At 63.1% G+C, this 24675-nt stretch carries 25 protein-coding genes and 1 pseudogene; 16 read left to right on the forward strand and 10 right to left on the reverse strand.

What is annotated here, in order from left to right:
• The first annotated feature begins 328 nt into the window (after positions 1 to 328).
• Together purB and UP09_RS27535 are read left to right on the forward strand one after the other, a co-directional pair.
• A complete protein-coding gene (gene purB / locus UP09_RS27530) occupies positions 329 to 1636 on the forward strand; it encodes an adenylosuccinate lyase (protein WP_044541484.1) in 1308 nt (435 codons plus the stop codon).
• Positions 1637 to 1745: 109 nt separating this feature from the next.
• Positions 1746 to 2918: a M20 aminoacylase family protein gene (locus tag UP09_RS27535; RefSeq protein ID WP_044541485.1), complete on the forward strand. Its 1173-nt coding sequence runs from the start codon at positions 1746 to 1748 to the stop codon at positions 2916 to 2918.
• A 25-nt stretch (positions 2919 to 2943) separates the two neighbouring features.
• Here the strand turns inward: UP09_RS27535 and UP09_RS27540 are convergent, their stop codons facing one another.
• Complete coding sequence (locus tag UP09_RS27540) at positions 2944 to 5355, reverse strand: T6SS phospholipase effector Tle1-like catalytic domain-containing protein (RefSeq protein ID WP_082070310.1); 2412 nt, start codon at positions 5353 to 5355, stop codon at positions 2944 to 2946.
• Between the two features lie 127 nt (positions 5356 to 5482).
• The gene (locus UP09_RS27545) at positions 5483 to 6046 is read right to left on the reverse strand and encodes a cytochrome b (RefSeq protein WP_044541486.1); all 564 of its coding nucleotides are present in this window, start codon (positions 6044 to 6046) and stop codon (positions 5483 to 5485) included.
• Positions 6047 to 6228: 182 nt separating this feature from the next.
• Between UP09_RS27545 and murI the strand changes: the two genes are divergently transcribed.
• The 3 genes from murI (at position 6229) to UP09_RS37790 (ending at position 9479) form a co-directional block, all read left to right on the forward strand.
• Positions 6229 to 7026, forward strand: a complete 798-nt coding sequence (gene murI / locus UP09_RS27550) for a glutamate racemase (RefSeq protein ID WP_044541650.1) — start codon at positions 6229 to 6231, stop codon at positions 7024 to 7026.
• Between the two features lie 150 nt (positions 7027 to 7176).
• Positions 7177 to 9051, forward strand: a complete 1875-nt coding sequence (locus UP09_RS27555) for a hybrid sensor histidine kinase/response regulator (protein WP_082070311.1) — start codon at positions 7177 to 7179, stop codon at positions 9049 to 9051.
• Between the two features lie 179 nt (positions 9052 to 9230).
• Positions 9231 to 9479: a DUF3606 domain-containing protein gene (locus UP09_RS37790; protein WP_044541487.1), complete on the forward strand. Its 249-nt coding sequence runs from the start codon at positions 9231 to 9233 to the stop codon at positions 9477 to 9479.
• A gap of 233 nt (positions 9480 to 9712) precedes the next feature.
• Here the strand turns inward: UP09_RS37790 and UP09_RS27565 are convergent, their stop codons facing one another.
• Entirely contained in the window at positions 9713 to 10348 is a 636-nt protein-coding gene (locus UP09_RS27565) for a phosphatase PAP2 family protein (protein WP_044541488.1), read from the reverse strand.
• A 192-nt stretch (positions 10349 to 10540) separates the two neighbouring features.
• On the opposite strand from UP09_RS27565, the gene UP09_RS27570 reads away from it, so the two are divergent.
• The gene (locus tag UP09_RS27570) at positions 10541 to 11317 is read left to right on the forward strand and encodes an HpcH/HpaI aldolase family protein (protein WP_044541489.1); all 777 of its coding nucleotides are present in this window, start codon (positions 10541 to 10543) and stop codon (positions 11315 to 11317) included.
• A 110-nt stretch (positions 11318 to 11427) separates the two neighbouring features.
• Here UP09_RS27570 and UP09_RS38220 read toward each other — a convergent pair whose 3' ends face one another.
• The 3 genes from UP09_RS38220 to UP09_RS27580 form a co-directional block, all read right to left on the reverse strand.
• Entirely contained in the window at positions 11428 to 11601 is a 174-nt protein-coding gene (locus UP09_RS38220) for a hypothetical protein (protein ID WP_197082750.1), read from the reverse strand.
• Between the two features lie 160 nt (positions 11602 to 11761).
• Positions 11762 to 12268: a YciE/YciF ferroxidase family protein gene (locus UP09_RS27575; RefSeq protein ID WP_044541652.1), complete on the reverse strand. Its 507-nt coding sequence runs from the start codon at positions 12266 to 12268 to the stop codon at positions 11762 to 11764.
• A 152-nt stretch (positions 12269 to 12420) separates the two neighbouring features.
• Positions 12421 to 12600, reverse strand: a complete 180-nt coding sequence (locus tag UP09_RS27580; protein ID WP_044541490.1) for a DUF2934 domain-containing protein — start codon at positions 12598 to 12600, stop codon at positions 12421 to 12423.
• 222 nt (positions 12601 to 12822) lie between these two features.
• Here UP09_RS27580 and UP09_RS27585 point away from each other — a divergent pair, with 222 nt between their 5' ends.
• The 7 genes and pseudogenes from UP09_RS27585 to UP09_RS27615 all read left to right on the forward strand — a co-directional run bounded on the left by UP09_RS27585 (position 12823) and on the right by UP09_RS27615 (position 18091).
• On the forward strand, positions 12823 to 13215 hold the full coding sequence (locus UP09_RS27585; RefSeq protein WP_044541491.1) for a PRC-barrel domain-containing protein: 393 nt from the start codon (positions 12823 to 12825) through the stop codon (positions 13213 to 13215).
• Between the two features lie 414 nt (positions 13216 to 13629).
• Positions 13630 to 13830, forward strand: coding sequence for a hypothetical protein (locus UP09_RS37145; RefSeq protein WP_082070324.1), 201 nt, complete (start codon positions 13630 to 13632; stop codon positions 13828 to 13830).
• Positions 13831 to 14073, forward strand: coding sequence for a hypothetical protein (locus tag UP09_RS27595; protein WP_044541493.1), 243 nt, complete (start codon positions 13831 to 13833; stop codon positions 14071 to 14073).
• A 718-nt stretch (positions 14074 to 14791) separates the two neighbouring features.
• Positions 14792 to 15158, forward strand: a pseudogene (locus tag UP09_RS27600) (cupin domain-containing protein).
• A 131-nt stretch (positions 15159 to 15289) separates the two neighbouring features.
• Positions 15290 to 16075 carry a hypothetical protein gene (locus tag UP09_RS27605; protein ID WP_044541494.1) on the forward strand — a complete coding sequence of 262 codons (786 nt, stop codon included), beginning with the start codon at positions 15290 to 15292 and terminating at the stop codon, positions 16073 to 16075.
• A 236-nt stretch (positions 16076 to 16311) separates the two neighbouring features.
• Positions 16312 to 16929 (forward strand): 30S ribosomal protein S4, encoded by a 618-nt coding sequence (rpsD, locus tag UP09_RS27610; RefSeq protein ID WP_044541495.1) that lies wholly within the window; start codon positions 16312 to 16314, stop codon positions 16927 to 16929.
• A gap of 94 nt (positions 16930 to 17023) precedes the next feature.
• Positions 17024 to 18091, forward strand: a complete 1068-nt coding sequence (locus tag UP09_RS27615; RefSeq protein WP_044541496.1) for a threonine aldolase family protein — start codon at positions 17024 to 17026, stop codon at positions 18089 to 18091.
• Between the two features lie 110 nt (positions 18092 to 18201).
• Here UP09_RS27615 and UP09_RS27620 read toward each other — a convergent pair whose 3' ends face one another.
• Genes UP09_RS27620 through grxD form a run of 4 tightly spaced genes read right to left on the reverse strand, consistent with a single transcriptional unit; the run spans position 18202 to position 21676 of the window.
• Entirely contained in the window at positions 18202 to 19485 is a 1284-nt protein-coding gene (locus tag UP09_RS27620) for a serine hydrolase domain-containing protein (RefSeq protein ID WP_044541497.1), read from the reverse strand.
• Entirely contained in the window at positions 19466 to 20752 is a 1287-nt protein-coding gene (locus UP09_RS27625; RefSeq protein WP_082070314.1) for a serine hydrolase domain-containing protein, read from the reverse strand. Before UP09_RS27625 ends, UP09_RS27620 begins: the two co-directional genes overlap by 20 nt.
• A 43-nt stretch (positions 20753 to 20795) precedes the next feature.
• Positions 20796 to 21341: an O-acetyl-ADP-ribose deacetylase gene (locus UP09_RS27630; RefSeq protein WP_502689089.1), complete on the reverse strand. Its 546-nt coding sequence runs from the start codon at positions 21339 to 21341 to the stop codon at positions 20796 to 20798.
• A gap of 2 nt (positions 21342 to 21343) precedes the next feature.
• Positions 21344 to 21676 carry a Grx4 family monothiol glutaredoxin gene (grxD, locus tag UP09_RS27635; protein WP_044541499.1) on the reverse strand — a complete coding sequence of 111 codons (333 nt, stop codon included), beginning with the start codon at positions 21674 to 21676 and terminating at the stop codon, positions 21344 to 21346.
• A 293-nt stretch (positions 21677 to 21969) separates the two neighbouring features.
• On the opposite strand from grxD, the gene egtB reads away from it, so the two are divergent.
• From egtB to UP09_RS27650, 3 genes are read left to right on the forward strand one after another with little or no spacing between them, the layout of a single operon-like run.
• Entirely contained in the window at positions 21970 to 23223 is a 1254-nt protein-coding gene (gene egtB / locus UP09_RS27640; protein ID WP_082070315.1) for an ergothioneine biosynthesis protein EgtB, read from the forward strand.
• Positions 23224 to 23276: 53 nt separating this feature from the next.
• Positions 23277 to 24245 carry an L-histidine N(alpha)-methyltransferase gene (gene egtD / locus UP09_RS27645; protein ID WP_044541501.1) on the forward strand — a complete coding sequence of 323 codons (969 nt, stop codon included), beginning with the start codon at positions 23277 to 23279 and terminating at the stop codon, positions 24243 to 24245.
• Between the two features lie 29 nt (positions 24246 to 24274).
• Positions 24275 to 24670 (forward strand): DUF4345 domain-containing protein, encoded by a 396-nt coding sequence (locus tag UP09_RS27650; protein WP_044541502.1) that lies wholly within the window; start codon positions 24275 to 24277, stop codon positions 24668 to 24670.
• Positions 24671 to 24675: the final 5 nt, after the last annotated feature.

The following is a 24675-nucleotide window of genomic DNA, read 5'->3' on the forward strand; positions in this document are numbered from 1 at the left end:
AGGCTGTCTCCGCGCACACGGTGATAGATGGATTCGCGGAGACTCCCCCTCACCCGGAACGCATCTGACGATGCGTCATAGCCGAGGCGTCGCCTCGGCGTTCTTAAAGACGGCCGCCAAAGGCGGCCTATGCCTCTCCCCGCACGCGGGGCGAGGTAAAGCGGAGTCTGCCGCCCAACTGGATTTTGGCCCCTCGAAACGCCCCCGTTTTCCCCTCCCAAGAGCCCCGTAGAGGTGGCCTCCCCGGGCCCGATTTGCTATAGCGCGGCGTAAAAACAAATCGGCCGGACGCCCTGTCGCGCCCCGCCCACCTGCTCCGGAGTTTTCGATGATCCCCCGCTATACCCGCCCGGAAATGGCCTCCATCTGGGAGCCGCAGACGCGTTTCAAGATCTGGTTCGAGATCGAGGCGCATGCCGCCGACGCGCAGGCCGAACTCGGCGTGATCCCCAAGGAGGCCGCGAAGACGATCTGGGCCAAGGCCAAGGACGCCACCTTCGATGTCGCGCGGATCGACGAGATCGAGCGCGAGACCAAGCACGACGTGATCGCCTTCACCACCCATCTGGCCGAGATCATCGGCCCCGAGGCGCGGTTCGTGCACCAGGGCATGACGTCGTCGGACGTGCTCGACACCTGCCTCAACGTCCAGCTCAAGCGCGCCGCCGACCTGTTGCTCGCCGACCTCGATCGTGTGCTGGCAGCGTTGAAGACGCGCGCCTTCGAGCACAGGATGACGCCGACCATCGGCCGCTCCCACGGCATCCATGCCGAGCCGGTCACGTTCGGCCTGAAGCTCGCCTATGCCTATGCCGAATTCAGCCGCGCCCGCGCCCGCCTGGTCGCCGCGCGTGACGAGATCTCGACCTGCGCGATCTCGGGCGCGGTCGGCACCTTCGCCCAGATCGACCCGCGGGTCGAAGAGCACGTCGCCAAGGCGATGGGCCTGCGGCCGGAGCCGATCTCGACGCAAGTCATTCCGCGCGACCGCCATGCGATGTATTTTGCGACGCTCGGCGTGATCGCCGCCTCGGTCGAGCGGCTGGCGGTGGAGATTCGCCATCTGCAGCGCACCGAGGTGCTGGAGGCGGAAGAATTCTTCTCCGAGGGCCAGAAGGGATCGTCGGCGATGCCGCACAAGCGCAACCCGGTGCTGTCGGAGAATCTCTCGGGCCTCGCGCGCATGGTGCGCGCCTATGTGACGCCGGCGCTGGAGAATGTCGTGCTCTGGCATGAGCGCGACATCTCGCACTCCTCGGCCGAGCGGATGATGGGCCCCGATGCCACCGTGACGCTCGACTTCGCGCTTAACCGTCTCGCCGGCCTGATCGAGAAGCTGCTGGTTTACCCTGCCAACATGCAGAAGAATCTCGACCGCCTCGGCGGCCTGGTGCATTCGCAGCGCGTGCTGATGGCGCTGACGCAAAAGGGCGCCAGCCGCGAGGACGCCTACAAATACGTACAGCGCAACGCGATGCCGGTGTGGCGCGGCGAAGGCGACTTCCAGACGCTGCTGAAGCAGGACGCCGACGTGAAGACGTATCTCACCGACGCCGAGATCGAGGAGCGGTTCGACCTCGGCTATCACCTCAAGCACGTCGACACGATCTTCACGCGGGTGTTCGGGGAAGCGTAATCGTAGGGCGGGTTAGCCGAAGGCGTAACCCGCCATTCCCAGACACACCGCGGCGGGTTACGCTACGCTAACCCGCCCTACGAATTAACAACAACAAGGGACCCTGCCCATGCCCATCGTCAATCGCGTCGCCGCCCTCTCGGATGAAATGGCCGCCTGGCGCCATGATTTCCACGAGAACCCCGAACTGCTCTACGACGTCCACCGCACCGCCGGCATCGTCGCCGACCGCCTGCGCGAGTTCGGCTGCGACGAGGTGGTGACCGGCATCGGGCGCACCGGCGTGGTCGGTGTGATCCGCGGCCGCAAGAGCAATTCGGGCAAGACTATCGGCCTGCGTGCCGACATGGATGCGCTGCCGATGCAGGAGACCTCGGGCGTGGCCTACGCCTCCAAGGTCCCAGGCAAAATGCATGCCTGCGGCCATGACGGCCACACCGCGATGCTGCTGGGCGCGGCGAAATATCTCACCGAGACCCGCAATTTCGACGGCACCGCTATCGTCATCTTCCAGCCCGCCGAAGAAGGCGGTGGCGGCGGCAAGGCGATGGTCGACGACGGCCTGATGACCCGCTGGGGCATCCAGGAGGTCTACGGCCTGCACAACATGCCGGGCCTGCCTGAGGGCCATTTCGCCACCAAGCCGGGAGCGCTGCTCGCCTCGGCGGACTCGCTGGAGATCACGGTCCACGGCAAGGGCGGCCATGCCGGTGCCGGTCCGCACCGCGCGGTCGACAGCGTGTTGATCGGGTCGCAGATCGTCAACGCCCTGCAGTCGATCGTCGCGCGCAATGTCGATCCGCTGAAGTCGGCCGTGATCTCGATCACGAAGTTCAATGCCGGCACCGCCTTCAACGTCATTCCGGAGATCGCGCATCTCGCGGGCACCGTGCGCACGCTCGATCCGGAGATCCGCGATCTCGTCGAACGCCGCATCGGCGAAGTCGCCGACAGCGTTGCCCGCGCCTATGGCGGATCGGCCGAGACCAAATATAACCGGATGTATCCGGTGACGATGAACCATGCGCGCGAGGCCGGCGTCGCCGCGGACGTGGCGCGCGATGTGGTCGGCAACGACCGCGTCGACGACCGCACCACGCCGCTGATGGGCGCTGAAGACTTTTCGTTCATGCTGGAAGCCCGCCCCGGCGCCTTCGTGTTTCTTGGCATGGGCGACGGCAACGAATGCCATCACCCGGGCTACATCTTCAACGATAACATTCTGGGCCACGGCGCATCCTACTGGGTGCGGCTGGTCGAGAAGACGATGCCGGCGGGCTAGAGCTCCTTTGGTGACCCGGCCGCGATCAATTCGCGGCCGGCGTCGGCACTTTCTGAATCATCACCACTGCGGTGCCGCTATTGTACTCCCGGTAGATCAAGTCGTAGATCCCCGGCAGGCTGAGTGTGCTGTTGTTGACGTAGAGGAACACCTCGCCGCTGGCCCGCGGTACGAACGTCGTGGTCCACACACCGCCGCCCGGCCCTTTGAGTTGCAGCAGATGCTCCTCGAAGCCGGGGCCGCCGACCCGAAGGATGGTCGCAGACCAGTTCGACCAGATCAGGCGCTTGAACGGCCAGCCGAAGAACTGATGCACCGAATGGATGCCGCGGTAGCCGTTGGGATCCGGTTTGATCCCGTCGTCCTCCCATGTCTTGTCGACCTTCAGCGTGATGCTGTATTTCTCGCCCTGCACGACACGCAATCCCGTCGCGTTGCAGGCCTTGGCGGTGTTCATCCGTGCTGGCGCCACCACCACGCCCTCGACGGCAATGCCCCCGGTTCCCTTGCACACCAATCCAAGCGTGTTGGCGGTGCCGAAGGCGAGCCACCAGAACAGCCACCACATGATGAGCGTTGGCAGGGTCCAGTGCGTCAGCAGATAGAACGCCGCCCTGTACCAGCCACGCCGTCGCAGTCTGTAGACGAACGCGCGCCACCCGGTGAGCGCGGGATAATCCAGCGGCGAATGCCAGGCGATGCGCGCAACGTCGCGGACCTTTCGCTGCAGTCCGGCGCCCGCATACATGAAAGCCAGAATTGCGATCGCGCCGATCAGCACGAATCCCGGCCCGTTGCGGAACGCCACGAACCACGGATCGAGGAAACCCGGCAGGAACGAGGCACCTGTGTTGACGATCGGATTGACAAACCCGCCGACGGTGTCGGCGCCGAAGCCCGGCACGTAGATCACGAAATAGGGAATGAAGGCGACGAAGGCGGTGGCTAACGCCGTCAGGAAATAGACCACGCGCCGCAGCCAGACCCAATTCCAGACATCGTCCTGGACATGCGAGCGCGGATATCCCTGATCGGGCGGCTGGTAGGCTCCCACATGTGCCGTGCCGGCGTCATCGACCCATTTGTAGATCGCGGGAACGACCACCGGCGCATAGCGATCGGTGCCGTCGACGATGCGGTCGAACACCGAATGATGGAGGGTTGGCGTCGGCACCGGCGACACCACCCGCGGCATGCTCGGATGCAGATCGTCGAGAATTTCGGTTTGCGGATCCTGCGAGTGATGCAACAGCCGCCAGATGCGGCACGCATCGCTGCGGACCGACAGCTTATAGGACGGATCGAGGTAGATTTCGAGCACGTTGCGCGGCTTGTAGCGGTAGTAGCCCGCCAGCCCCTTGCGGGAGTCGTTGAGCTTGTCCGTCGGATCGATCAGCGGATCGACCGTAATCTCTCGCTGCCGGTCGAGGGTGCGCAGACCGTAGGGCTCGGCGCGGTCCAGCATCCAGTCCAGCGTGACGTAGGACAGTCCGTTCTGCGGGTAGCCGCCGCCGATATCCGCGTGGACGCCGGTGAACCACACCTGGCTGATGCGTTCGCGATCGGCGAGCGGCAGGTCGGTGCGCAGATGCGGCAACAGATCGGCCAATTGTGCCGCCGCGGGCCGCGGGTCGTAATTGATGTCGAACAGCCAGCTCTTCTTCTTGCGCCCCGGGACGTCGGCGGTGCCGCGGACATAGCGCTCGTCCCAGATCACCGGATGAAACGCGTCGCGTTCCTCTTCAAGTGCCAGCGCGTGACAGGCGCGATGAATCTTGGCGCTCATGAAGTGGTCCGGCATCGACAGCGGCCAGACCCAGTAATCGATCGCGCGCGTCATCTCCTGGATCGGCCCGCCATAGGCGTCCACCGTGTCCCAGATCCCGACGAAGCGGATGCTCTCGACCGGTGTGGCGGGAAGCGTCGCGACGCGCTGCCCCCACAGCCCGCGCCAGGTGCGAATGCAGAAATCCCGCACGCTCCGCAGGTCGATGTGACAACGGCCAAGCGCCTTGAGGATGCCGCCGTCGAAGCGCCGCCGATAGGCGCGATAGGCGTCCGCGGCGAAGCGCGCCAGATCTGCCTCGTTGTTGTTGTAGGGAACGACGCCCTGCGAGGCGATCAGGCCTGCGACGATGCGGATGGTGAAGGCGCCGCGGCTGAAGCCGAAGCAATAAATCTGATCGCCCGCCTGGTAATTGCGGCAGCAGAAACTGTAGATCGCGATCACGTTGCGCTTCAGTCCGAAGCCGAAGATGCCGCCAAGCGCTGCGAACAGCTTGAACGACGACGTTCCCACGCCGTCATCGTAGAACGCGATCTGGCTGGTCGGGTCGCGAAGATCGAGGAGCTGAAAGAGCCGCCAGACGTTGGTCTTCAAGACCTTTGCAGAACTGTTTCCCGTCCCGTCGGACAGCAGAACAATATTCTTTGGCATGGATGCTTCCGCCTGAAAAATCGCAAAAGCAGGATGCTTGCCTGAAATTGCTTCGGAGGCAAGGTACAATCAGAAAGGGAACTGGGTGAAAACGGCCGCAGGCGGCGCGGCCAGTCCGCAAGCGATCTTAAGTCGCGCGGTCGGCCTGCCCCGCGCCCACCATGCGCGCGGCAACGCGGTCGCGCCTGACAAAATGATGGAAGGCCGCGGCGGCGAGATGCAGCACGATCAGCGCCAGCAGCACATAGGCGAAAAAGATATGGCGATCCTCATAGGCCCCGGCTGCCGCCTTGTCGGACGAGGTGATCTGCGGCACGTGGAACAGGCCGAAGAAGCTGGAATAGTCAGGCGTCCGGGCGCCGGAATGCGCCCAACCCAGCACCGCCACCAGGATGGTGACGGCATAGAGCGCGCCATGGCTGACGCGGGCGGCGACCCGTTGCCAGGATGATAAGTCCGACGGCAGGTCCGGCGTCGGATTGACGCCCCGCCACAGCAGCCGGAGCACGGTGAGCAGCAGCACCAGATAGCCGATATCGGCGTGGATCGAGCGATAGAAGAACCGATCCGGCCGCGCCGGAAAATGGTTCATCCACCAGCCATAGGCGATCATGCCGATGATGGCTGCGCCCAGCACCCAATGGAACGCGCGAGCGAGCGAGCCCCAGCTCGCGGCGGTATTACGGATCATGGTCGTTTGGCCCCCTGCGGCGTGTCTCGGATTTGCACGTTAAAGCAATAGCTTGCCTTGATAGTGACAGGTATCGATCAAGGCCATTTAAAATTCCGCAATGTCGCCGCCTTGTGTGGCCCAAGGTCACGCGGAGGCCAAAAACAACTGAATGGTAACCCTGGTTCGGATAGAATTTGCGCGTGTCAGCCCCACCCACCATCCTCATTTTCGACTCCGGCCTCGGCGGCCTCACGGTGCTGCGCGAGGTGGTCCGGGCGCGGCCCGAGGCGCGCTACGTCTATGTCGCCGACGACGCCTTCTTTCCCTACGGCCACCACAGCGAGGACGAGATCATCGCCCGCGTGGTGCCGCTGGTCGGCGAGCTGATCGAGGCCCATGCACCCGACCTCGTCGTGATCGCCTGCAACACCGCCTCCACGCTTGTGATGTCGCATTTGCGTGACGCTTACAGGCTGCCCTTTGTCGGCACCGTACCCGCGATCAAGCCGGCCTGCGCCGCCTCGAAGACCCGGCGGGTCTCGGTGCTCGGCACCAGGGGCACCGTGAAGCGGGAATACACCCGCAAGCTGATCTCTGACTTTGCCCAAGGCTGCGAGGTCACGCTGGTCGGTTCCGGCGAGCTCGCCTCGCTGGCGGAAGCCGCCCTGAGCGGACAGACCGTGCGCGACGAGGATATCGCAGCCGAGCTCGCGCCCTGCTTCGTAGGCCAGGGCGCCGACGACCCCGCCCGCACCGACACTGTGGTGCTCGCCTGCACGCATTATCCGCTGCTGCTGGACCGGCTGACAAAGCTGGCGCCCTGGCCGGTCGACTGGATCGATCCAGCGCCCGCGATCGCCCGCCGCGTCTCCGACCTGCTCGGTCCGATCTGCCGCGAGAGCGACACGGCCGGCGCCGAGATGATCTTCACCTCGAAGCGCCCGCATCGCCTGACGCAGGCGCTGACACCGTTCTTCGGCGGCCGCGTCCCGGCCTGAGCCTGCGGCTTCCCCCGGCGCGGTCCAGCGGCTCCGGCTCTCGCGTTGTCAGCCCTCGCCTAAAGAAGCATGCCGCCAATGCGTCGACGTGACATCGGCTTGGAACGATTGTGCTCCAACCCCGTTTGCTGGAGGTAATCTGGAGGTGTGATGGCTGGCGGCAAACAGAAACAAGATCTCTATGAGAGTGAGCGCAATTTCCGCCTGCTCGTAGAGGGCATCACCGACTACGCCATCTATCTGCTGGATCCGGAAGGTCACATCACCAACTGGAACAAAGGGGCTGAGCGCATCAAGGGCTACAAGGCCAGGGAAATCCTGGGTCAGCATTTTTCGACGTTTTACACGCCCGAGGACCGCGCCGCCGGCCTGCCGAAACGGGCACTGGAAACCGCCCGAAGGGAGAAGCATTTTATCGCCGAGGGCTGGCGCGTCCGAAAGGACGGCTCGCGGTTTTTTGCCTCTGTCGTCATCGACCCGATCTACGAGAAGCGCAAGCTGATCGGCTTTGCCAAGATCACGCGCGACATCACCGAACGCCAAAACGCGCTGACCGATCTTTCGAAAAGCGAAAACCAGTTCAAGACGCTGGTCGAAGGCGTCACCGATTACGCCCTCTACATGCTTGATCCGACCGGCATCGTATCGAACTGGAATGCAGGCGGCGTGCGCATCAAGGGCTATTCCGCCGAGGACATCGTCGGCCAGCATTTCTCGCGCTTTTACACCCCCCTCGACCAGGCGGCGGGAAAGCCCGCCAGGGCGCTGCGAATTGCGCAGGACACCGGCCGTTACGAGGAGGAAGGCTGGCGGGTCCGCAAGGACGGCTCGTTCTTCTGGGCCAGTGTCGTCATCGACCCCATCCGCAACGACGCCGGCGAGCTGATTGCCTTTGCCAAGATCACCCGCGACATCAGTGAACGGAAAGAAGCGCAGGAAAAGCTCGCAGTGATGCAGCGGCAACTCGCCGAATCCCAAAAGTTCGACGCGCTCGGCCAGCTCACGGGTGGCATTGCCCATGACTTCAACAACATCCTGATGATCATTTCCGGAAGTCTCAACGCGATACGGAAGGAGATCACCGGGGAGAAGGCGCTCAAGGCGCTGCAATCGATTGAGGGCGCCTCGCAACGCGCGGCATCGCTGACCAGCCAGCTGCTCACCTTCGCCCGGCGGCAGAGCCTTCAACCGCAATCCATTTCATTGTCCGAGCGGATCGACGTGCTCCGCGACATGCTGAAGAGCGGACTGGGGAGTTCCGTGATCCTCACATTCGAGATCACGGACGATATCTGGAACATCGAGGTCGATCCGAACGAGTTCGAGACTGCGCTCGTGAACCTCGTCATCAACGCTCGCGATGCGATGCCTGATGGCGGTACGGTGACGATCAGTGCGAAAAACGTTCCGGACAAGGCGGAGGTGGCCATATCCGTGCGAGATACCGGTGTGGGAATTCCTGACGACATCGCCGCGAAAGTCTTCGATCCGTTCTTCACCACCAAGGCGGTCGGCAAAGGCACCGGCCTTGGCCTGTCCCAGGTGCATGGTTTTGCGCATCAGGCTGGAGGAAGTGTGGCGCTCAAGAGCGCCTTGGGCGAAGGCACCACCATTACCATCTGGCTGCCGAAAGCAGCCGCGCAACTCACAATCGATCAGGAGCCATCGCTATCGAAGGGACGCGGAACCGTCCTGCTTGTCGAGGACAATCCCGAGGTCGCGGTCGTCAGCACCGGTTTGCTCGAACAGCTCGGCTACCGCGTACGCTGGGCTGCCGACGCGCCAGCCGCCTTGGCGGAGCTGGAAACGAACGGCATCGACATCGTCTTCAGTGACGTCGTGATGCCTGGCAAGATGGATGGGGTCGGATTGGCCAAAGCCATCCGCGAGAAAGACCCTGAAATGCCGATCCTGCTCGTGACCGGTTACAGCGCCTCGACAAAGGACGTCGGCTCGCAGTTTGCGATCCTGCGCAAGCCCTATCAATTGCACGAACTGAGCCGCGAGCTGCAGAAACTGGCTTGAGGCGCAGTTTAACGGCCGGATGCAGATATTTCCAGATGCGGGGAACGTTGGTTCACACCGCAAGTTTTCTTGGTGGAGACGGAATCTTCGCAACGAGCGGGACAGTCACCATCGCGACCAAGGCGGCGTAATGCCCGCCCAAGTCGCGGTCTGTATCCTCCCATCGCAGACGAAACACAATGATCAGCCGCAAGCCCACCTATTTTCGCAATTCGCTGGATTTGAGAGACAAAGTGCAAGTCAAGATCCTGCGCAAGCGCCTCAAGCTGTCGGACGAACAGTTCGCTGGTATCGTTCGGAAGTCTGGAAATTCGATCTCAGCCATCACCAAGGAGGCCGCTCGCGCGACTCCCGCAGGCCCTGGCGAACTGTCAACGGCCTGTCACGCGGCGGCCCAGAAGGAACTTCCGCTTTCTCCGGCTGTTTAGAGTCCCGTTCCGGGCAGGAACCGAACGAAGGGAAAGTGAATGGAACGCCGCCGCGTAAAGCACGCGCAGCCGCTTGGAGTGCGACTGACGGAGCAAGCAAGAGAGCTGCGCGAGCGAGCAAAGGGACTTGCTCCCAGTATCGAGCGAGACGCCATGCTCCGAAAGGCGCGGCTCGATGAGGCTGCAGCAAATATGACGGAATGGCTGACATCGCCGGGAGTGAAATCTCCGGCCTAAGGGCGTCCTCGCGGCTCGTTCTGCCTCAAAGCGTCGGCTGGATAGCCGGTCCACGATCGCAGCAGCCGTTCCAGCGTCGCTCCCAGCGCAAATCCCACCACCACGTCGCTCGCCCAATGCGCGAGAACCGCAATGCGCGTCAGCGAGAGGCCGACCGCGAGCGCTCGGATCGCCCGGCGGGGACCGGCCGGCAATGTCCCGGCCGCGGAGGCGAGCGCGCCCATGTGGAACGCGTGGCCGGAGGGAAACGCGTCCTCGCGCTTGCCGGAGAACGAGATGCCGTGCACGTGCCCGATCACGGTCCGGCGATCCGGGCGGGTCTGGTCGAACAGGACTTTCATCCCGTGCGGCAGCAGCGACACCGCTGCCGTCACCAGCACCGCATGATTGCCGGCGCGCTGCAGCGCTTCACTGCGGCCGCGCGAGGCAAGCCAGCCGGCGGCGGCGAGAACGAGAAGCACCTTTTCATCGGCGCCCCAGGTCATTGCGCGGGCGATTTGCTCCGGAGCAGGCGCGGTATTGCGGGCAATGGTGTTCGCGATCGCGACATCCGCCCGGGTCGGCCGGATCGTAACCGGAAAGACTGCTCCGCGGCGGGGGCGGCTTGCTCGAATTTGGGCTGCGGTGCGCATGGCTCTCCAGATCGGACATCAGGTTGATTTCCAACGCGCCAGCCGCCGCGCGGGTCCAATCGCGCCAGAACGGAAAACCCTGCGTCGCTCGCGCCCCGCTCCGTTGTTCGGCAGCCGCGTCCGGGCCTGCTCCTTTTCGCCGTCACGGTGTGCTGCTAGTTTCCCCTCACCTTCACCGCGGGAGAATTGCCTTTGACATCCGCACCATTGACGCCGCTCAACCGCCTGCGCCAGCAGTGGCGCGAGAAGCGCCCGACCTTCGGCGCGATCGCGACCATTCCGAGCATTCAGACGGTGCAGATCATGGCGCAATCGCTCGACTGGATCATCGTCGACCTCGAGCACGGCCCGATCGACCTCGGCACCGCACATGCGATGATCGTGGCGACGTCAGGCACCCCGTGCGTGCCGATGGTGCGGATCGCGGCCAACGAGCCGTGGCTTGCCAAGGCGCCGATGGACATCGGTGCGCTCGGCATCAATTTTCCGATGATCTGCAACGCTGCGGATGCCGCGAAAGCGGTGCGCAGCGTGCGCTATCCGCCGAAGGGCGACCGGCTCTGGGGGCCGTTCCACGCCCCGTTCCGCTGGGGCGTCTCGATGGCGGACTACATGGCGACCGCCGACGACGACATGATCTGCATGATCACGATCGAGCATGTCGAGGCCGTGAACCGCATCGACGAGATCATGGCGACACCAGGCATCGACCTCGCCGTGATCGGCCCCGGCGATCTCGCCACCTCGATCAACAAGCGCGGCCTGCCCGACGATCCCGACGTGGTCGCGCTGATGCAGCGCGCCGAAGACGGCATCATGCGAAGCGGCGTGCCGATCGGCGGCGTCGCGCGTACCGCGGACCAAGCCAATGCGATGATCGACCGCGGCTACCTCGCGCTCGCGCTCGGTTTCGACTGGTCGCTGTTCCAGCGCGGGATTGCCGCAGCGTTTGCCGGGATCAAGCGCTGAAGCACGCGTAGCCCGCATGAGCATTTGCGATATGCGGGACCAAACAATAAACCCGGATATCGCGGAGCCAGCCATCGGGCGCGCATTCGCGCGACCCGTTGGCTCTACGCTTACTTGTGAGGCTGATCGGTTTTCTTGTCGGCGTTATTCACCTGATCGGATTCATCTTTGGCCGTGTCGGTTTTCTCAGCCGTTTTGCCGGACATATTGCCGGGGTTGTAGTGGTATTTGCCGGGCTGCTTTTCACCCGGCTCCTGCTCGACTGGATTCGTCTTGTTCGTCATTGGAGACTCCTCTGCGGACCCAACGGCACGCAGCGGCAGGAGTTCCTGCCGCGGGGAAATGGAAGCGGGTGCTCAAAAGGCGGGAGAACGAACGAGTGCAGCCTTGGTCGGGAGCGCGATGCAACGGCAACGCGCTCCCGCATGTCGGGGCGCCCTGCAATCAGGCGGCTTCGTCTCTTTCAGCGTCCAGATTGATAACGGCTTTCGCCAGTTTGGTCAGCGCGGCGTCGGTCGCACGTTCCTCATCAAGAGTTTTTTGCAGCAGCTTGACCGACTTGGTGTAGCCGAGTTCTTCGGCCCAGGTGCGGAGCGTACCGTAGCGGGCCATTTCGTAGTGCTCGACGGCCTGCGCGGCGGCGAGCAATCCGGCGTCATGGGCAGGCATGTCCTCGTACTCATCCATGACTTCCTGGCCTTCCTTTGCGATGCCGACGATCGCCTCACACGTCTTGCCCTGAGGCTTCCTGTCGATCTCGGCGAACACTTGCTCCAGGCGAACGATCTGACCTTCGGTCTCGCCGCGGTGCTTTTTGAAAGCTGCTTTCAGTCCGCCATGCTGGGCGGCCTTCGCCATTTTTGGCAGATTCGTGAGAATCTTCTTCTCCGCGAAATAGACATCCTTGAGGGTGTCGTGAAACAGGTCTTCGAGCTTCTTCATCTTCGCCATGGTCGTCTCCGCGGTAAGGTTGATTGCATGGAGCAACCGCACGCTTCCGACTAAGTTCCTGCTCAAGCGCGGGTCGGACAAAGTGTCTCAACGCCAACGCGCCTCGTCCTCTCGGCGACGAGCTACGTTTGCCGAGAGCAGGCCTTTCTTCATCAGCCGGGAATGGTCGTGCTGTTAGGCTGGTCAGGCTGGGTTGGCGCGTCGGGGCTCTCGCTCTCTGCGTTCAACTCGACCTCGGCCGCATGCCAGAATTCGGCATCCTTGCCGTCGGGCCGCCCGGCCTCTTCCCAGAGCCGGTGCGCGTAATTCCGGATTTGCTCTTCGCTCGCCATTCTCGTTTCCTCCCTGAAGCACGGTCCTGCCCTGGGGGATGGGGGACTCGAGGCAGGGACCGTGCAGGCCAGGTCTTGGAAGACCCCGACCCGCCAATTAACCCGCCGCGGCGATGAAGTTTCCTAAGCTGGAAGCGGTAAAATGCCGACTCGGAATGGCAAGAGGAACTGCAGTGCCGATTGCTCGTTGATTGGGCTCACTTTCCAAGAGGAGCCCTATCAATGAAAAAGTTTGCAGCAGGAATTGCCTTCGCGTCCATCCTGTCCACCGCCGCCTATGCCGCGACGACAAGCATGTCGGCGTCCCCGTCGGAAAGCTGGACCGTGACCAACTACTACAAGCAGTCGGTGTACGACCCGAAGGAAAGCAAGATCGGCGACGTCGATGACGTGCTCGTCAACAAGCAAGGCCAGGTGACCGGTCTCGTCATCGGCGTCGGCGGATTTCTCGGCGCGGGCGAGAAGGATGTCATCGTGCCGTTCACCGCCGTGAAGACCCAGAAGAAGAACGACAAGTGGTGGCTCACGCTCGACGAGACCAAGGATAATCTGAAGAGCGCGCCCGGATTCAGCTACGACAAGGCAAGCACCGCGTGGGTGCCTGAGAAGAAGTAAGACGAGTCGACCAACCGCACGGCAGTTTGTCGTGGCGGTTGACGCGAGCTGCGAGCGCCGCAGACCTTGGCTCACGATAGCCGGGTCTGGGCCGAACGTAAATCGAAGAAGCACGTCGCGATCATCCCGCTACAGGCCGGGTTACGACCCCGGCATCAACTGTCGATCGCTGACAGGTCAATTTAGTACACTGGACTGCCCCCCCCCCTGGAATGAGACGCGGTAATTCCAAGTGGCCCAAGTTGGGATTGCCCTGTTTTGCTTCCATTAACTTTCCGAGGTGGTCAATATTGACCATCAACTCGTCACCGGACGCGCCAGACTACCTCATCACCGCCCCGCCCTTTGGCTCTTATCGGTGATGAGAACGCCCGGCTGGCGCTCTCGCCTTTCTCTTGTGGAAAGGAGCGCGTCATGGAAACGCGGCGCCGCTTCAAGCAATCCGAACCTCTCGAAAATCGCCTCATCAATGAGGCTGAGCGTTTGCGCAAGCAAGCCAGGGAAACACTGCCCGGCACTGAACGGGAGCGGCTGATCCGAAAAGCACGACAGGCCGAGACCGCCTCGCATATGAGCGAATGGTTGAGGTTTCCCGGGCTGCAAGCGCCTAAATAGATGATCGAGTACCGCGCCTACATCATAGGTTCTGGCGACCTTATCCTGAGGCGTCTTGACTTTGAGTGCCCGAACGACGATGCAGCCAATGCGCGCGCCAAGTCCCTGGTCAACGGGCACGGCGTTGAGCTATGGCAAGGCACTCGCAAGGTTGGTCGGTTCGAGCACAAGCCCGAAAAAGCCAGCGGCCCGATGACTCACAAAATTCCCGGCGGACGGATGAATCCGAAACTCGCAAGGTGAGGATGCGCCCATGGCAGCCGACCGCGTTCTGAAAATCGCCATCATCGGGCTCGGCGTCTTTTCGGTGATCCTGGCGTCCCGGATCATCTTCAACATCTAGAGGCCGCCTCAGTTGGCGGCTCGCTTCCGTTATGCGCGCGCGTAGCGCTGAGTTGCCCGACGGCGCAAGGCCTGCCGCGAAAAATATTTCGGTTTATCGAAACACCAACTCACTGTATAGATATCCCCGTCCCGCCCGATGAGAGGGGCGTGCGCACGTCACGAACGCGCGGCGGGATGCGGTGGACGCGGATTGCGCAACAGACGAGTGCGCATGACGTGGACGGCGAAATCGTGCAGGCCTGACGCCCTAGTGGCAGGTGTCCTGTCCGCAAGAGACCAAGGTCTCTCGCGGACGGCGGTGACAAGCAAGTCTGGTCTCGCCGGGGAGAGCACGTATAAGCCGTAACCCATCGCGCAGGGAAAGCCGGGTTGTTTCCGGTTACACCTGTGGTCCTACTCCCGTGCTTTTTGTTGCACGGGACCCATGGGTGCGATCGGCACCCGGCTTTCCCTGCGCCCTCTTCAATGAGTGGCGAAGATGAACGGACATCCTCGGACACGATTGCGTGCCGCGAGATCATCGGCGCATGCGTTGAACCTCCTAAGGTCTGAGGTTGACCAACTGTTCGCGCCATGGCGGCACTGCTAAGCTTCCGCCGCCAGGGAGAACAAACAGATGCTCAAGAAAATCGTGCTCGGACTGACCGTGATCGCCTTCGCCGTAAACCGGTATCAAGCGGACGCCGCTGCAGAAGGTCGATTTCCCGCAGGGCTACACCACCGTGACCGCAATCGCCGAGGTTCCGGCCGGGGGCGCGTCGGGCCGTCACAGCCATCCGGGCATTGAGACCGGCTACGTGCTCGAGGGCGAGCTTGAACTCTTGATCGACGGCAAGCCGCCCATGAAGCTGAAAGCGGGCGATTCCTACCAGATTCCGGAGGGGGCCGTGCACGACGCCAAGGCTTCCGGCGACAAGGCCATGAAGGTGCTCGGGGTCTACATCGTCAAGGCCGGCGAGCCGCTGGCAAAGCCGGCGCCATGACGAAACCAATTCGGGCTGAACCAATTGGCCGCATGACGGTTGGGTTCGTGCTAACAGGGGCTGGCGAACGGTCAATCTGGCGCGCCGGCCGCATGATTTTATTGTCGATTGCAGGGATTTGAGCGGAACGGATGCGCGGTAAATGCCGGAAGTTATCGCTGCCGCGCCGTCTCGTCGCTGATCTCATGCATGCGTCGGCCCGCGTGCCGTTCGTCTCCCTGATCCGTCCCTTGAACGTCCAGGGGATCATCGAGGCCCGTGCCCAGGCCGCGCACCCGCCGGGCTGGGCCGCCATCTTCGTCAAGGCATTCGCCCTGGTTGCCAGGGACGAGCCCGTGCTGCGCACGCTCTATGTCAAATGGCCGTGGCCGGCGCTCTACGAATTGCCGCGCAGCGTCGGCATGGTGGCGATTGCCCGTGACGTCGATGGCGAGGACGGCGTGCTGTTCGAGCGCATCAGTGCGCCGGACGCCATGACGCTTGCCGACATCGATGCGTCGATCCGGCGCGCCAAGACCGCGCCGCTGAAGGATATTCCCTCGTTCCGCAAGACATTGTGCGTGGCCCGCCTGCCGCTACCGCTGCGCCGGCTGGCCTGGGCGATCGGGATGAATTTTGGCCGGCAGCGCGCCAATTTCTGCGGCAGCTTCGGCGTGACCTCGGTCGCGGCCTATGGCCCCGGCGAACTGCATGCATTGAGCCCGGGGCCCTTCGTGTTGAGCTACGGCGTGATCAAGCCGGACCAGACCGTCGATGTCGTGCTGCGCTGGGACCATCTGATCTGCGACGCCGCCCTGATCGCCAAAGCGCTGACCCGGCTGGAACAGGTGCTGAACAACGAGATATCAGCCGAATTGCGCGCGATTCTGCCGCAAACCGAGCCTCGGCCGGTCCTGTCCGTCGTAAAGCGGCCTTGATGCGTCGAAATGGCCGGTTTTGATGCCAAATCGGCCAAAAAAGCCGGTCGTTTCGTTTGACAGGACGGCGCTTTCTCCCTAGAACCCCGCTTGCTCGCGGGCCGGTTTCGGCCCGCGATGCGTTTCGCGACCCGTGGTTTTCCTCGAGCTTCGAGGCGGACCTGTCGGCATCGGCCTCATCGCCGGTGCACAGGAGGGCGCGTTTCCTCAAAACCTGAAACCTGAAAGAGGACGCGATGACAAAGCGCAGTGAGGCGAAGTACAAGATCGATCGCCGTATGGGCCAGAATATCTGGGGCCGCCCGAAGAGCCCGGTGAACCGCCGCGAATACGGCCCCGGCCAGCACGGCCAGCGCCGCAAGGGCAAGCTCTCCGACTTCGGCGTGCAGCTCCGCGCCAAGCAGAAGCTCAAGGGTTACTACGCCAACATTTCCGAGCGCCAGTTCCACGGCATCTATGTCGAGGCCGGCCGCATGAAGGGCGACACCGGCGAGAACCTGATCGGCCTCCTGGAGCGCCGTCTCGACACCGTGGTCTATCGCTCCAAGTTCGTCGCCACGATGTTCGCCGCGCGCCAGTTCATCAACCACGGCCACGTCAAGGTGAACGGCCGCAAGGTCAACATCGGCAGCTACAAGCTGAAGATCGGCGACGCCATCGAGGTCAAGGAATCCTCCAAGCAGCTGACGCCGGTGCTGGAAGCCGCCCAGCTGCCCGAGCGCGACGTGCCCGATTTCCTCGAGGTCGATCACGGCAAGATGACCGCGAAGTTCGTCCGCGTCCCGGCGCTGACCGACGTGCCGTTCCCGGTGCAGATGGAGCCGCATCTGATCGTCGAATTCTATTCGCGCTGATCATTGCAGCATTGCGAGATATCAAGGGCCCCGGTTTTGCCGGGGCCTTTTTGTTTGGCTAAAGTCACCGCGCGCCCAGCCCGAGAGACCCATCATGTTTTACACTCCTGCCCTGCCCGATCCGAAAGCCCCGCCCGTCCGCATCAATTTGCTGTCGGACACGCAGACCAAACCGACGCCGGCGATGCGCGAGGCGATGGCGCGCGCGGAGGTCGGCGACGAGCAGGTCGGCGACGATCCGACCACCAATCTGCTCAACGCCCGCGTCGCCGAGTTGCTCGGCAAGGAAGCCGCCGTGTTCATGCCGTCGGGCACGATGTGCAATGTCGCCGCGACCCTGGCCTACTGCCGCCCCGGCGACGAGATCCTGGCGCATGCAACCGCGCATATCATCGCGCGCGAGGGCGGCGCCCATGCAGCGCTCGGCGGCTTCCAGATCACGCCACTGCCAGGCGACGACGGGCAGTTCACGCCGGAGACCTTCCGCGCCGCGCTGCATCCGCGCACCCGCTATCAGCCGCCGCAGGTCCTGGTCAGCGTGGAGCAGACCGCCAATATCGGCGGCGGCACGATCTGGAACAAGGCCGCGCTGGATGAGATCGTGACAACGGCCAAGGCCCATGGCCTTGCCACCCACATGGACGGCGCGCGGCTCTTGAACGCCACCGTCGCATCAGGCATTTCGCCGCGCGACATGACGGCGGGCTGGGATTCCGCCTGGATCGACTTCTCCAAGGGGCTGGGCGCCCCGATCGGCGGCGCCATCGCCGGCACCCGCGCCTTTATCGACGACGTCTGGCGCTGGAAGCAGCGGCTCGGCGGCTCGATGCGACAGTCGGGCGTCGCCGCCGCCGCCTGCGTTTACGCGCTCGACCATCACGTCGACCGCCTTGCGGACGACCATGCCAATGCGCGCGCGCTGGCGCGCGGGCTGTCGCAGATCGACGGCATCGAGGTTCAGGCGCCCGAGACCAACCTGGTCTTCTTCAGGCCCGATGGCGCCGGCGTGCCCGGCGACAGGATGGTCGCCGAGCTGCGCAAGCGCGGCGTGATGCTGGCGATGATGGACGGCCGCATCAGGGCCTGCACCCATCTCGACGTGACGGCCGCGATGATCGAGGAGACGATCGGCCACGTCAGGGAGATCGTGCGCGGGGCCTAGATTCCCGTAGCCCGGATGGAGCGAAGCGTAATCCGGGGAAATCCCACCGAGGGCACGAACCCCGGATTTCGCTGCGCTCCATCCGGGCTACGAAATGACCGAATGGGCGCTCAGCGCCCCATCGCCCGGTAGATCAGCGTCTTCAATTCCTGCTGGATCCGGCCGCGCTGCGACGGTGTCTGCACCAGAAGAATCCCGAGCAGATCATCCTCGGGATCGATAAAGAAGAAGGTGCCGCCGACGCCGTCCCAACGATACTCGCCAAGCGGCCAGGAGGTGCCTTCCGGCACCGAGGTGCGGACCGCGAAGCTGAGGCCGTAACCCGAATTCGGACCGGGGTAGTAGTTCTGATCACGCGCAATCCCGGTTTCGGGACCGATATGGTCCGACGCCATCAGCGCGATGGTGTCCGGCTTCAGATAGCGCCGGCCCTCATAGAGGCCACCGTTCAAAAGCATCTGCGCGAAGCGCGCATAGTCGCCGACGGTGCCGACCATCCCGCCGCCACCGGATTGCAATTTCAGCGGCTTCCTGGGATCGCGCACCTGCGTGACCTGACCGATCGCGCGGTCATTCGGCATCGGTTCGGCAATGCGCGGCCATTTCGTGGGATCGGCGACGTAGAACGCGGTGTCGTTCATTCCGAGCGGACCGAGCAGCCGCTCCTTCTCGAATTGAAACAGCGATTTCCCAGTGATCACCTCGATCACACGGCCGAGAATGTCGATGCCGTGGCCGTAATCCCATAGCGTGCCGGGCTGTTCCGCGAGCGGCAGTGTGGTGACCTTCGCCGCAAATTCGGCATTGGTGAGATCGTCGCTGTGGGAGAGATGGGCATCGGCGTAGACCTTGTTCACCTCACCGCCGCCATAATAGCCATAGGGCAGCCCGGCGGTTTGGCGCATCAGATCCTCGACCATGATGGGCCGCTTCAGCGGCTCCAGCGCCAGCGCGACCTTGCCGTCCTCGCCGTGTTTCTCGACGCCGACCTTCATGTCGGCGAACGCCGGGATGTATTTCGAGACCGGGTCGTCCAGGCGGAGCTTGCCCTCCTCGACCAGCATCATCGCCATGACAGCGGTGATCGGCTTCGACATCGAATAGAGACGGAAGATGGTGTCCGCGCTCATCGAGAGTTCGGTTGCGACATCGCGAACGCCGAAATTCTCGTAATAGACCGGCTTGCCGTGCTGCTGCAGCAACAGGATCGCACCGGGAATCTTGCCGGTCGCGATCTCGTTCCTGATGTAATCGGAGACTTTCGCCAATCCTTCCGGCGAAAGATCATGCGCGGCACGCTCCTCGCCTGCTTTCGCACCGATCGCGCCGAACAGCAGGACCAGCGCCGCGGCGAAGGCGCGGCGCCCGAACGGATCAATTCTCCATCGCTTCATAGATCAACTGCTTCAACTTCACCTGGATGGGCTGGCGCTGGCTCGGTGTTTGCTCCATCAGGATGAAGAACATGTCCTGCTTGCGGTCAATCACGTAATAGCAGCCGCTTGCGCCGTCCCACTTCAGTTCGCCGAGGTCACCGGGCGGCGGCGGCTTCGCGTTGCCGGGATCGGTGCGGACCGCAATGCCGAGCCCGAAGCCGAAGCCGTCGCCGGGGAAATAGAAGCTGTCGCGCTCGACCCCCGATCCCGGGCCGACGCGGTCGGTCGCCAATTCCTTGAAAGTCTCGGGCTTCAAGATGGTCTTGCCCTCGAAGGTACCACCATTGAGCAGCATCTGGGCGAAGCGCGAATAGTCGGCCATGGTCGAGACCATGCCACCGCTGGCCGATTCCCACTTCTTGACCTTGGTCGGATCGTTGACCCGACCGACACGGAAATCGCTGTCGGTCGGCAGCGGCTCGGCCATCAGCTTCTGCTTCTCGGGATCGGTGACGAAGAAGCCGGTGTCCGTCATGCCGAGCGGATCGAGCAGATTCTTGCGCTCGATCGTCGAAAGCTTCTCACCGGTCGTGACTTCCATTATCCGCGCCAGAATGTCGGTGGAGTGGCCGTACTGCCAGAGCCCGCCGGGCTGATTGTGCAACGGCAGCTTGGCGATGCGCTCGGCAAATTCGGCGAGGTCGAAATCGCCGCCATAGATGTTGGCCTCGCGATAGGCCTTGCGCACCAGGCTGTCGCCATAGAAGCCGTAGGTCACGCCCGACGTATGCGTCATCAAATCGAGAATCGTCATTGGCCGCTTCGGCGGCACCAGTTCGAGCGTCTTGGTGCCGTCCTCGGCCTTCTTCTCGACGCCGACCTTCACATCGGCGAAGGACGGAATGTATTTCGAAACGGGATCATCGAGCTTGTACTTGCCCTCCTCGAGCAGCTGCATCGACGCGACGGCGCTGATCGACTTGCTCATCGAGGCGAGGCGGAAGATGGTCTTGTCAGTGATCGGCGCCTTGCTGACCACGTCCTGCACGCCAAAGGATTCGTGGTAGACTGGCTTGCCGTGCTGCTGGATCAGAACGATCGCCCCGGCGATCTTGCCGGTCGCCACCTGGTCCTTGAAGAATTCCGAGATCCTGGCGAGCTTGTCCTGGTTGAAATGCGCGCCCGCCGGAATTTCGTAGGTACCCTCAGTGTGAGTGAGCGCCGGCGATGCCGCCAGCAACGCCGCGCCGGCCACAGCCCCGCACAACAATCGAAATGAATTCATCAATCCCTCCCGGACATCACGAGGAAGTGTAGCGGCAGCGCCATCAGGCACAAGGGCTGCCAAAGGCATCCAATGCCTCCTGATGCAATTCGGCGCTGGGGGCGGAAAAGCAGCAGAAAATGACCTGACCGATCGCAGGCGTTGCCGTTAGAGCCTCGACGACCGTCCTGACCGCAATTGCAGCCGCGCGATCTGCGGGGAAACGATAGATGCCGGTGGAGATCGCAGGGAAGGCAACCGACGCGAGCCCGTGCTTTTCGCAAAGCTCCATGGAGCGGTGATAGCAGGACGCAAGCAGATCGTCCTCGCCGAGCTTGCCGCCATTCCATACGGGGCCGACCGTGTGGATCACGTACTTGGCAGGCAGTCGATAGCCTTTGGTGATCTTGGCGTTGCCGGTCTTGCAACCGTGAAGCATACGACATTCGGCCACCAGATCCGGTCCTGCGGCACGGTGGATCGCGCCGTCCACCCCTCCGCCGCCCAGAAGCGACGAATTGGCGGCGTTGACGATTACGTCAACGCGCAGGGTCGTGATGTCGGCAACGATGACGTCAAGCCGCGCCTGGCCGATCTGGCGCGCCGTCAAGGTCAGGCCGTGGCGTCGACCGGAACGCCCTTGTCAGCGAACAGCTGCTGCAACTCACCGGCCTGGAACATCTCGCGGATGATGTCGCAACCGCCGACGAACTCGCCCTTCACATAGAGCTGCGGAATCGTCGGCCAGTTCGAAAAGGTCTTGATGCCGTTGCGCAGCTCGGCCGATTCGAGAACGTTGAGGCCCTTATAGCCGACACCGATGTGGTCGAGGATCTGCACGACCTGACCGGAAAACCCGCATTGCGGGAATTGCGGCGTGCCCTTCATGAACAGCACGACGTCGTTCGACTTCACTTCGTTGTCGATAAATTGCTCGATGCTCATTTTCGCTTCCTTGTGGGGCGGCGCTCTCAAGCCTTACGGGCCGGCCCGCCCTGTCTAACCCATGACCTGTCATATATGTACCCCAAACCATTGTGCATCCAAAGCAAAATGGCCGGAAATCAGGCATGCGGCAGACGCCGGACGCGCCCCCAAGAGCGCGGCTCGTAGTCTGATGGCGCCAATATCATCGCCGGGGAGGCTTTTTTCCCGTAACGGAGCCCCCATCTAGGACGAACTATCCGTCGGGAACCAGTCCGCTGAACCAACGTTCTCCCCAAGAACCGGAGACCATCGTGACGAAGCCAGCCTCCGCCGCGGCCGCCATTGCCAACGCTCCCCTGTCGCTGTTTTCCGAATCCGGGTCTTTGGCCCAGCGGCTGGTGGATTCCTACCTTGCGGTCCGCGACGAGACCGAGCGCCGGGTCGCGCCGCTGTCGCCGGAAGACCAGTTGATCCAGTCGATGCCGGATGCGAGCCCCGCGAAGTGGCACCGCGCCCATACCACCTGGTTCTTCGAGCAGTTTCTGCTCGGCGAGCACGTCGACGGCTACGCCCCGTTCCACCCCGACTATGCCTATCTCTTCAATTCCTATTACGTCAGCGCCGGTCCGCGGCACGCCCGCCACCAGCGCGGCCATCTGACCCGCCCGACGGCCGACGAAGTCACCGCCTACCGCCGCCATGTCGACGCCGAGGTGGTCAAATTCTTCCAGAGCGCGGGAGAGGAAAAACTTCACGAGCTTGTGCCGCTCGTCGAGGTCGGCCTCAATCATGAGCAGCAGCATCAGGAGCTGATGTTCACCGATATCCTGCACGCCTTCGCGCAAAACCCGATCCCGCCGGCCTACGATCCGGCGTGGCGCTTCCCGGCATCTCATCGCGGCGGCGAACAATGGCTCACGCTGAACGAAGGCATCCACTCTGTCGGGCACGCCGACGACAGCTTCCATTTCGACAACGAGAAGCCCGCGCATCGCGCCCTGGTCGGCCCGGTCAAACTTGCGAAGAATCTCGTTACCAATGCCGAATGGCTGGCCTTCATGAAGGACGGCGGTTATTCGACCGCGACGCTGTGGCTGATGGATGGCTTTGCCGCCGCCAGCAACGAGGGCTGGCAGGCGCCCGGCCATTGGCGCGAGGTCGACGGCGAATGGAAGATCATGACGCTGGGCGGCCTGCAGCCGATCGATCCGTCGGCCCCCGTGTGCCATGTCAGCTATTATGAAGCCGACGCCTTTGCCCGCTGGGCCGGCAAGCATCTGCCGACCGAGATGGAATGGGAGGTTGCGGCCCGCGCCGGCCAGCTCAACGATGCCTACGGCGTCGTCTGGCAATGGACCCGCAGCTCCTACTCGCCCTATCCCGGTTACCGCGCGATTCCGGGCGCGCTCGGCGAGTACAACGGCAAGTTCATGGTCAACCAGCTGGTGCTGCGCGGCTCCTCGCTGGCGACGCCGGCCGGTCACAGCCGTGTCACCTATCGCAATTTCTTCTATCCGTTCCACCGCTGGCAATTCACGGGGTTACGCCTCGCCGATTACGCCTGATTGATCCCTGTCGACATCAATAGCGCGCCGGAAAGCGCGTTCAGGAGAGTAACATGAATGTGCATGCCGCCGCTTTGGCCAAAGCGTATCCGTTCGACGAAGCGACCTCGGTGTTCGCCGGCGACGTGATCGGCGATCTCGCCCGTCACCCAAAACGGCTGTCGCCAAAATATTTCTACGACGCTGCGGGCTCGGAGCTGTTCGAGCAGATCACGGTGCTACCGGAGTATTATCCGACGCGGACCGAGCTCGGCATCCTGCGCGATCGCGGTGACGAAATCGCCGCGATCATCCCGGACGGAGCTGCCTTGGTCGAATTTGGCGCCGGCGCGACCACCAAGGTGCGGCTGCTGCTCGAGCACTGCGAATTTGGCGCCTATGTGCCGGTCGATATCTCCGGCGATTTCCTCAAAGCCCAGGCCGACGGCCTGCGCAAGGATTTCCCCGATCTCGGCATTTATCCGGTCGCCGCTGATTTCACCACGCCATTCGCCCTGCCCGAAGCCGTCGCCGGCATGCCGAAAGTCGGCTTCTTTCCAGGCTCGACGCTCGGCAATTTCGAGCCGCAAGAGGCGGCCGCCTTCCTGCGCAGTGCGCGCAAGATCCTGGGAGATGGCGCGCAGATGATCATCGGCGTCGACCTCGAAAAGGACGAGCGCGTGCTGTACGACGCCTACAATGATGCGTCCGGCGTCACGGCGCGCTTCAATCTCAATGTGCTGGTTCGTATCAACCGCGAGCTCGGCGGCAATTTCGACCTCTCGGGATTCACCCACCGCTCGATCTACAACCGCGATCGGCATCGCATCGAGATGCACCTGATCAGCCGCAAGGCGCAGACCGTGCGCATCCTCGGCAACAGCTTCGCGTTCCGCCCCGGCGAGAGCATCCACACCGAGAACAGCTACAAATACTCGCTCGAACGCTTCACCGCGCTGGCGCGCAGCTCCGGCTGGCAGGTGCGGGAAAGCTGGACCGATCCGGCGGGGATGTTCTCGGTGCATGCGCTGACGGCAGAGTAAGGCCGGACCGGCGAGATCGGAAAACGGTCATGGGCAAGCGAGCGCTGCAGATCACGACAGCCGTGCTTGCCCTGGTGCCGACCGTGACCGGCGTGATCACCATGCTGGGCGTGAGCGATCCGCTTTACGCATCGGCGGGCGTTCCAGCGCTACCGGTGCTGGACAGCAATCTCCGCTTCTTCGGCGGAGTGTGGCTTGGCCTCGGCCTTTCGCTGCTCTGGCTGACTCCGCGCATCGAAAGTCAGACCGTCATGTTCCGCGTGATCTGGGGAGCCATCTTCCTGGGAGGCGTCGGCAGATTGCTCTCGATCCTGGTTGTCGGCTCGCCGCCAATTCCGTTCGTGGGTTTCACCGCGCTCGAGCTGATCGGCGCTCCGCTGTTCGTGTACTGGCAGCATCGGGTGGCGACGGCCGGACGCACGTGAGGCGG

The organism is Bradyrhizobium sp. LTSP885 (genome assembly GCF_000938305.1).
GTDB lineage: Bacteria > Pseudomonadota > Alphaproteobacteria > Rhizobiales > Xanthobacteraceae > Bradyrhizobium.

Coding starts and splice junctions, on each gene's coding strand:
- UP09_RS27555 (WP_082070311.1), top strand. CDS start 7,177: ATGGCTGGCGGCAAACAGAAACAAGATCTCTATGAGAGTGAGCGCAAT.
- UP09_RS27565 (WP_044541488.1), bottom strand. CDS start 10,348: ATGCGCACCGCAGCCCAAATTCGAGCAAGCCGCCCCCGCCGCGGAGCA.
- purB (WP_044541484.1), top strand. CDS start 329: ATGATCCCCCGCTATACCCGCCCGGAAATGGCCTCCATCTGGGAGCCG.
- egtD (WP_044541501.1), top strand. CDS start 23,277: ATGAATGTGCATGCCGCCGCTTTGGCCAAAGCGTATCCGTTCGACGAA.
- UP09_RS38220 (WP_197082750.1), bottom strand. CDS start 11,601: ATGACGAACAAGACGAATCCAGTCGAGCAGGAGCCGGGTGAAAAGCAG.
- UP09_RS27535 (WP_044541485.1), top strand. CDS start 1,746: ATGCCCATCGTCAATCGCGTCGCCGCCCTCTCGGATGAAATGGCCGCC.
- UP09_RS27620 (WP_044541497.1), bottom strand. CDS start 19,485: ATGAAGCGATGGAGAATTGATCCGTTCGGGCGCCGCGCCTTCGCCGCG.
- UP09_RS37145 (WP_082070324.1), top strand. CDS start 13,630: ATGGAAACGCGGCGCCGCTTCAAGCAATCCGAACCTCTCGAAAATCGC.
- UP09_RS27540 (WP_082070310.1), bottom strand. CDS start 5,355: ATGCCAAAGAATATTGTTCTGCTGTCCGACGGGACGGGAAACAGTTCT.
- UP09_RS27605 (WP_044541494.1), top strand. CDS start 15,290: ATGCGCGGTAAATGCCGGAAGTTATCGCTGCCGCGCCGTCTCGTCGCT.
- UP09_RS27545 (WP_044541486.1), bottom strand. CDS start 6,046: ATGATCCGTAATACCGCCGCGAGCTGGGGCTCGCTCGCTCGCGCGTTC.
- UP09_RS27585 (WP_044541491.1), top strand. CDS start 12,823: ATGAAAAAGTTTGCAGCAGGAATTGCCTTCGCGTCCATCCTGTCCACC.
- UP09_RS27615 (WP_044541496.1), top strand. CDS start 17,024: ATGTTTTACACTCCTGCCCTGCCCGATCCGAAAGCCCCGCCCGTCCGC.
- UP09_RS27650 (WP_044541502.1), top strand. CDS start 24,275: ATGGGCAAGCGAGCGCTGCAGATCACGACAGCCGTGCTTGCCCTGGTG.
- rpsD (WP_044541495.1), top strand. CDS start 16,312: ATGACAAAGCGCAGTGAGGCGAAGTACAAGATCGATCGCCGTATGGGC.
- UP09_RS37790 (WP_044541487.1), top strand. CDS start 9,231: ATGATCAGCCGCAAGCCCACCTATTTTCGCAATTCGCTGGATTTGAGA.
- UP09_RS27580 (WP_044541490.1), bottom strand. CDS start 12,600: ATGGCGAGCGAAGAGCAAATCCGGAATTACGCGCACCGGCTCTGGGAA.
- UP09_RS27595 (WP_044541493.1), top strand. CDS start 13,831: ATGATCGAGTACCGCGCCTACATCATAGGTTCTGGCGACCTTATCCTG.
- UP09_RS27575 (WP_044541652.1), bottom strand. CDS start 12,268: ATGGCGAAGATGAAGAAGCTCGAAGACCTGTTTCACGACACCCTCAAG.
- grxD (WP_044541499.1), bottom strand. CDS start 21,676: ATGAGCATCGAGCAATTTATCGACAACGAAGTGAAGTCGAACGACGTC.
- UP09_RS27625 (WP_082070314.1), bottom strand. CDS start 20,752: ATGAATTCATTTCGATTGTTGTGCGGGGCTGTGGCCGGCGCGGCGTTG.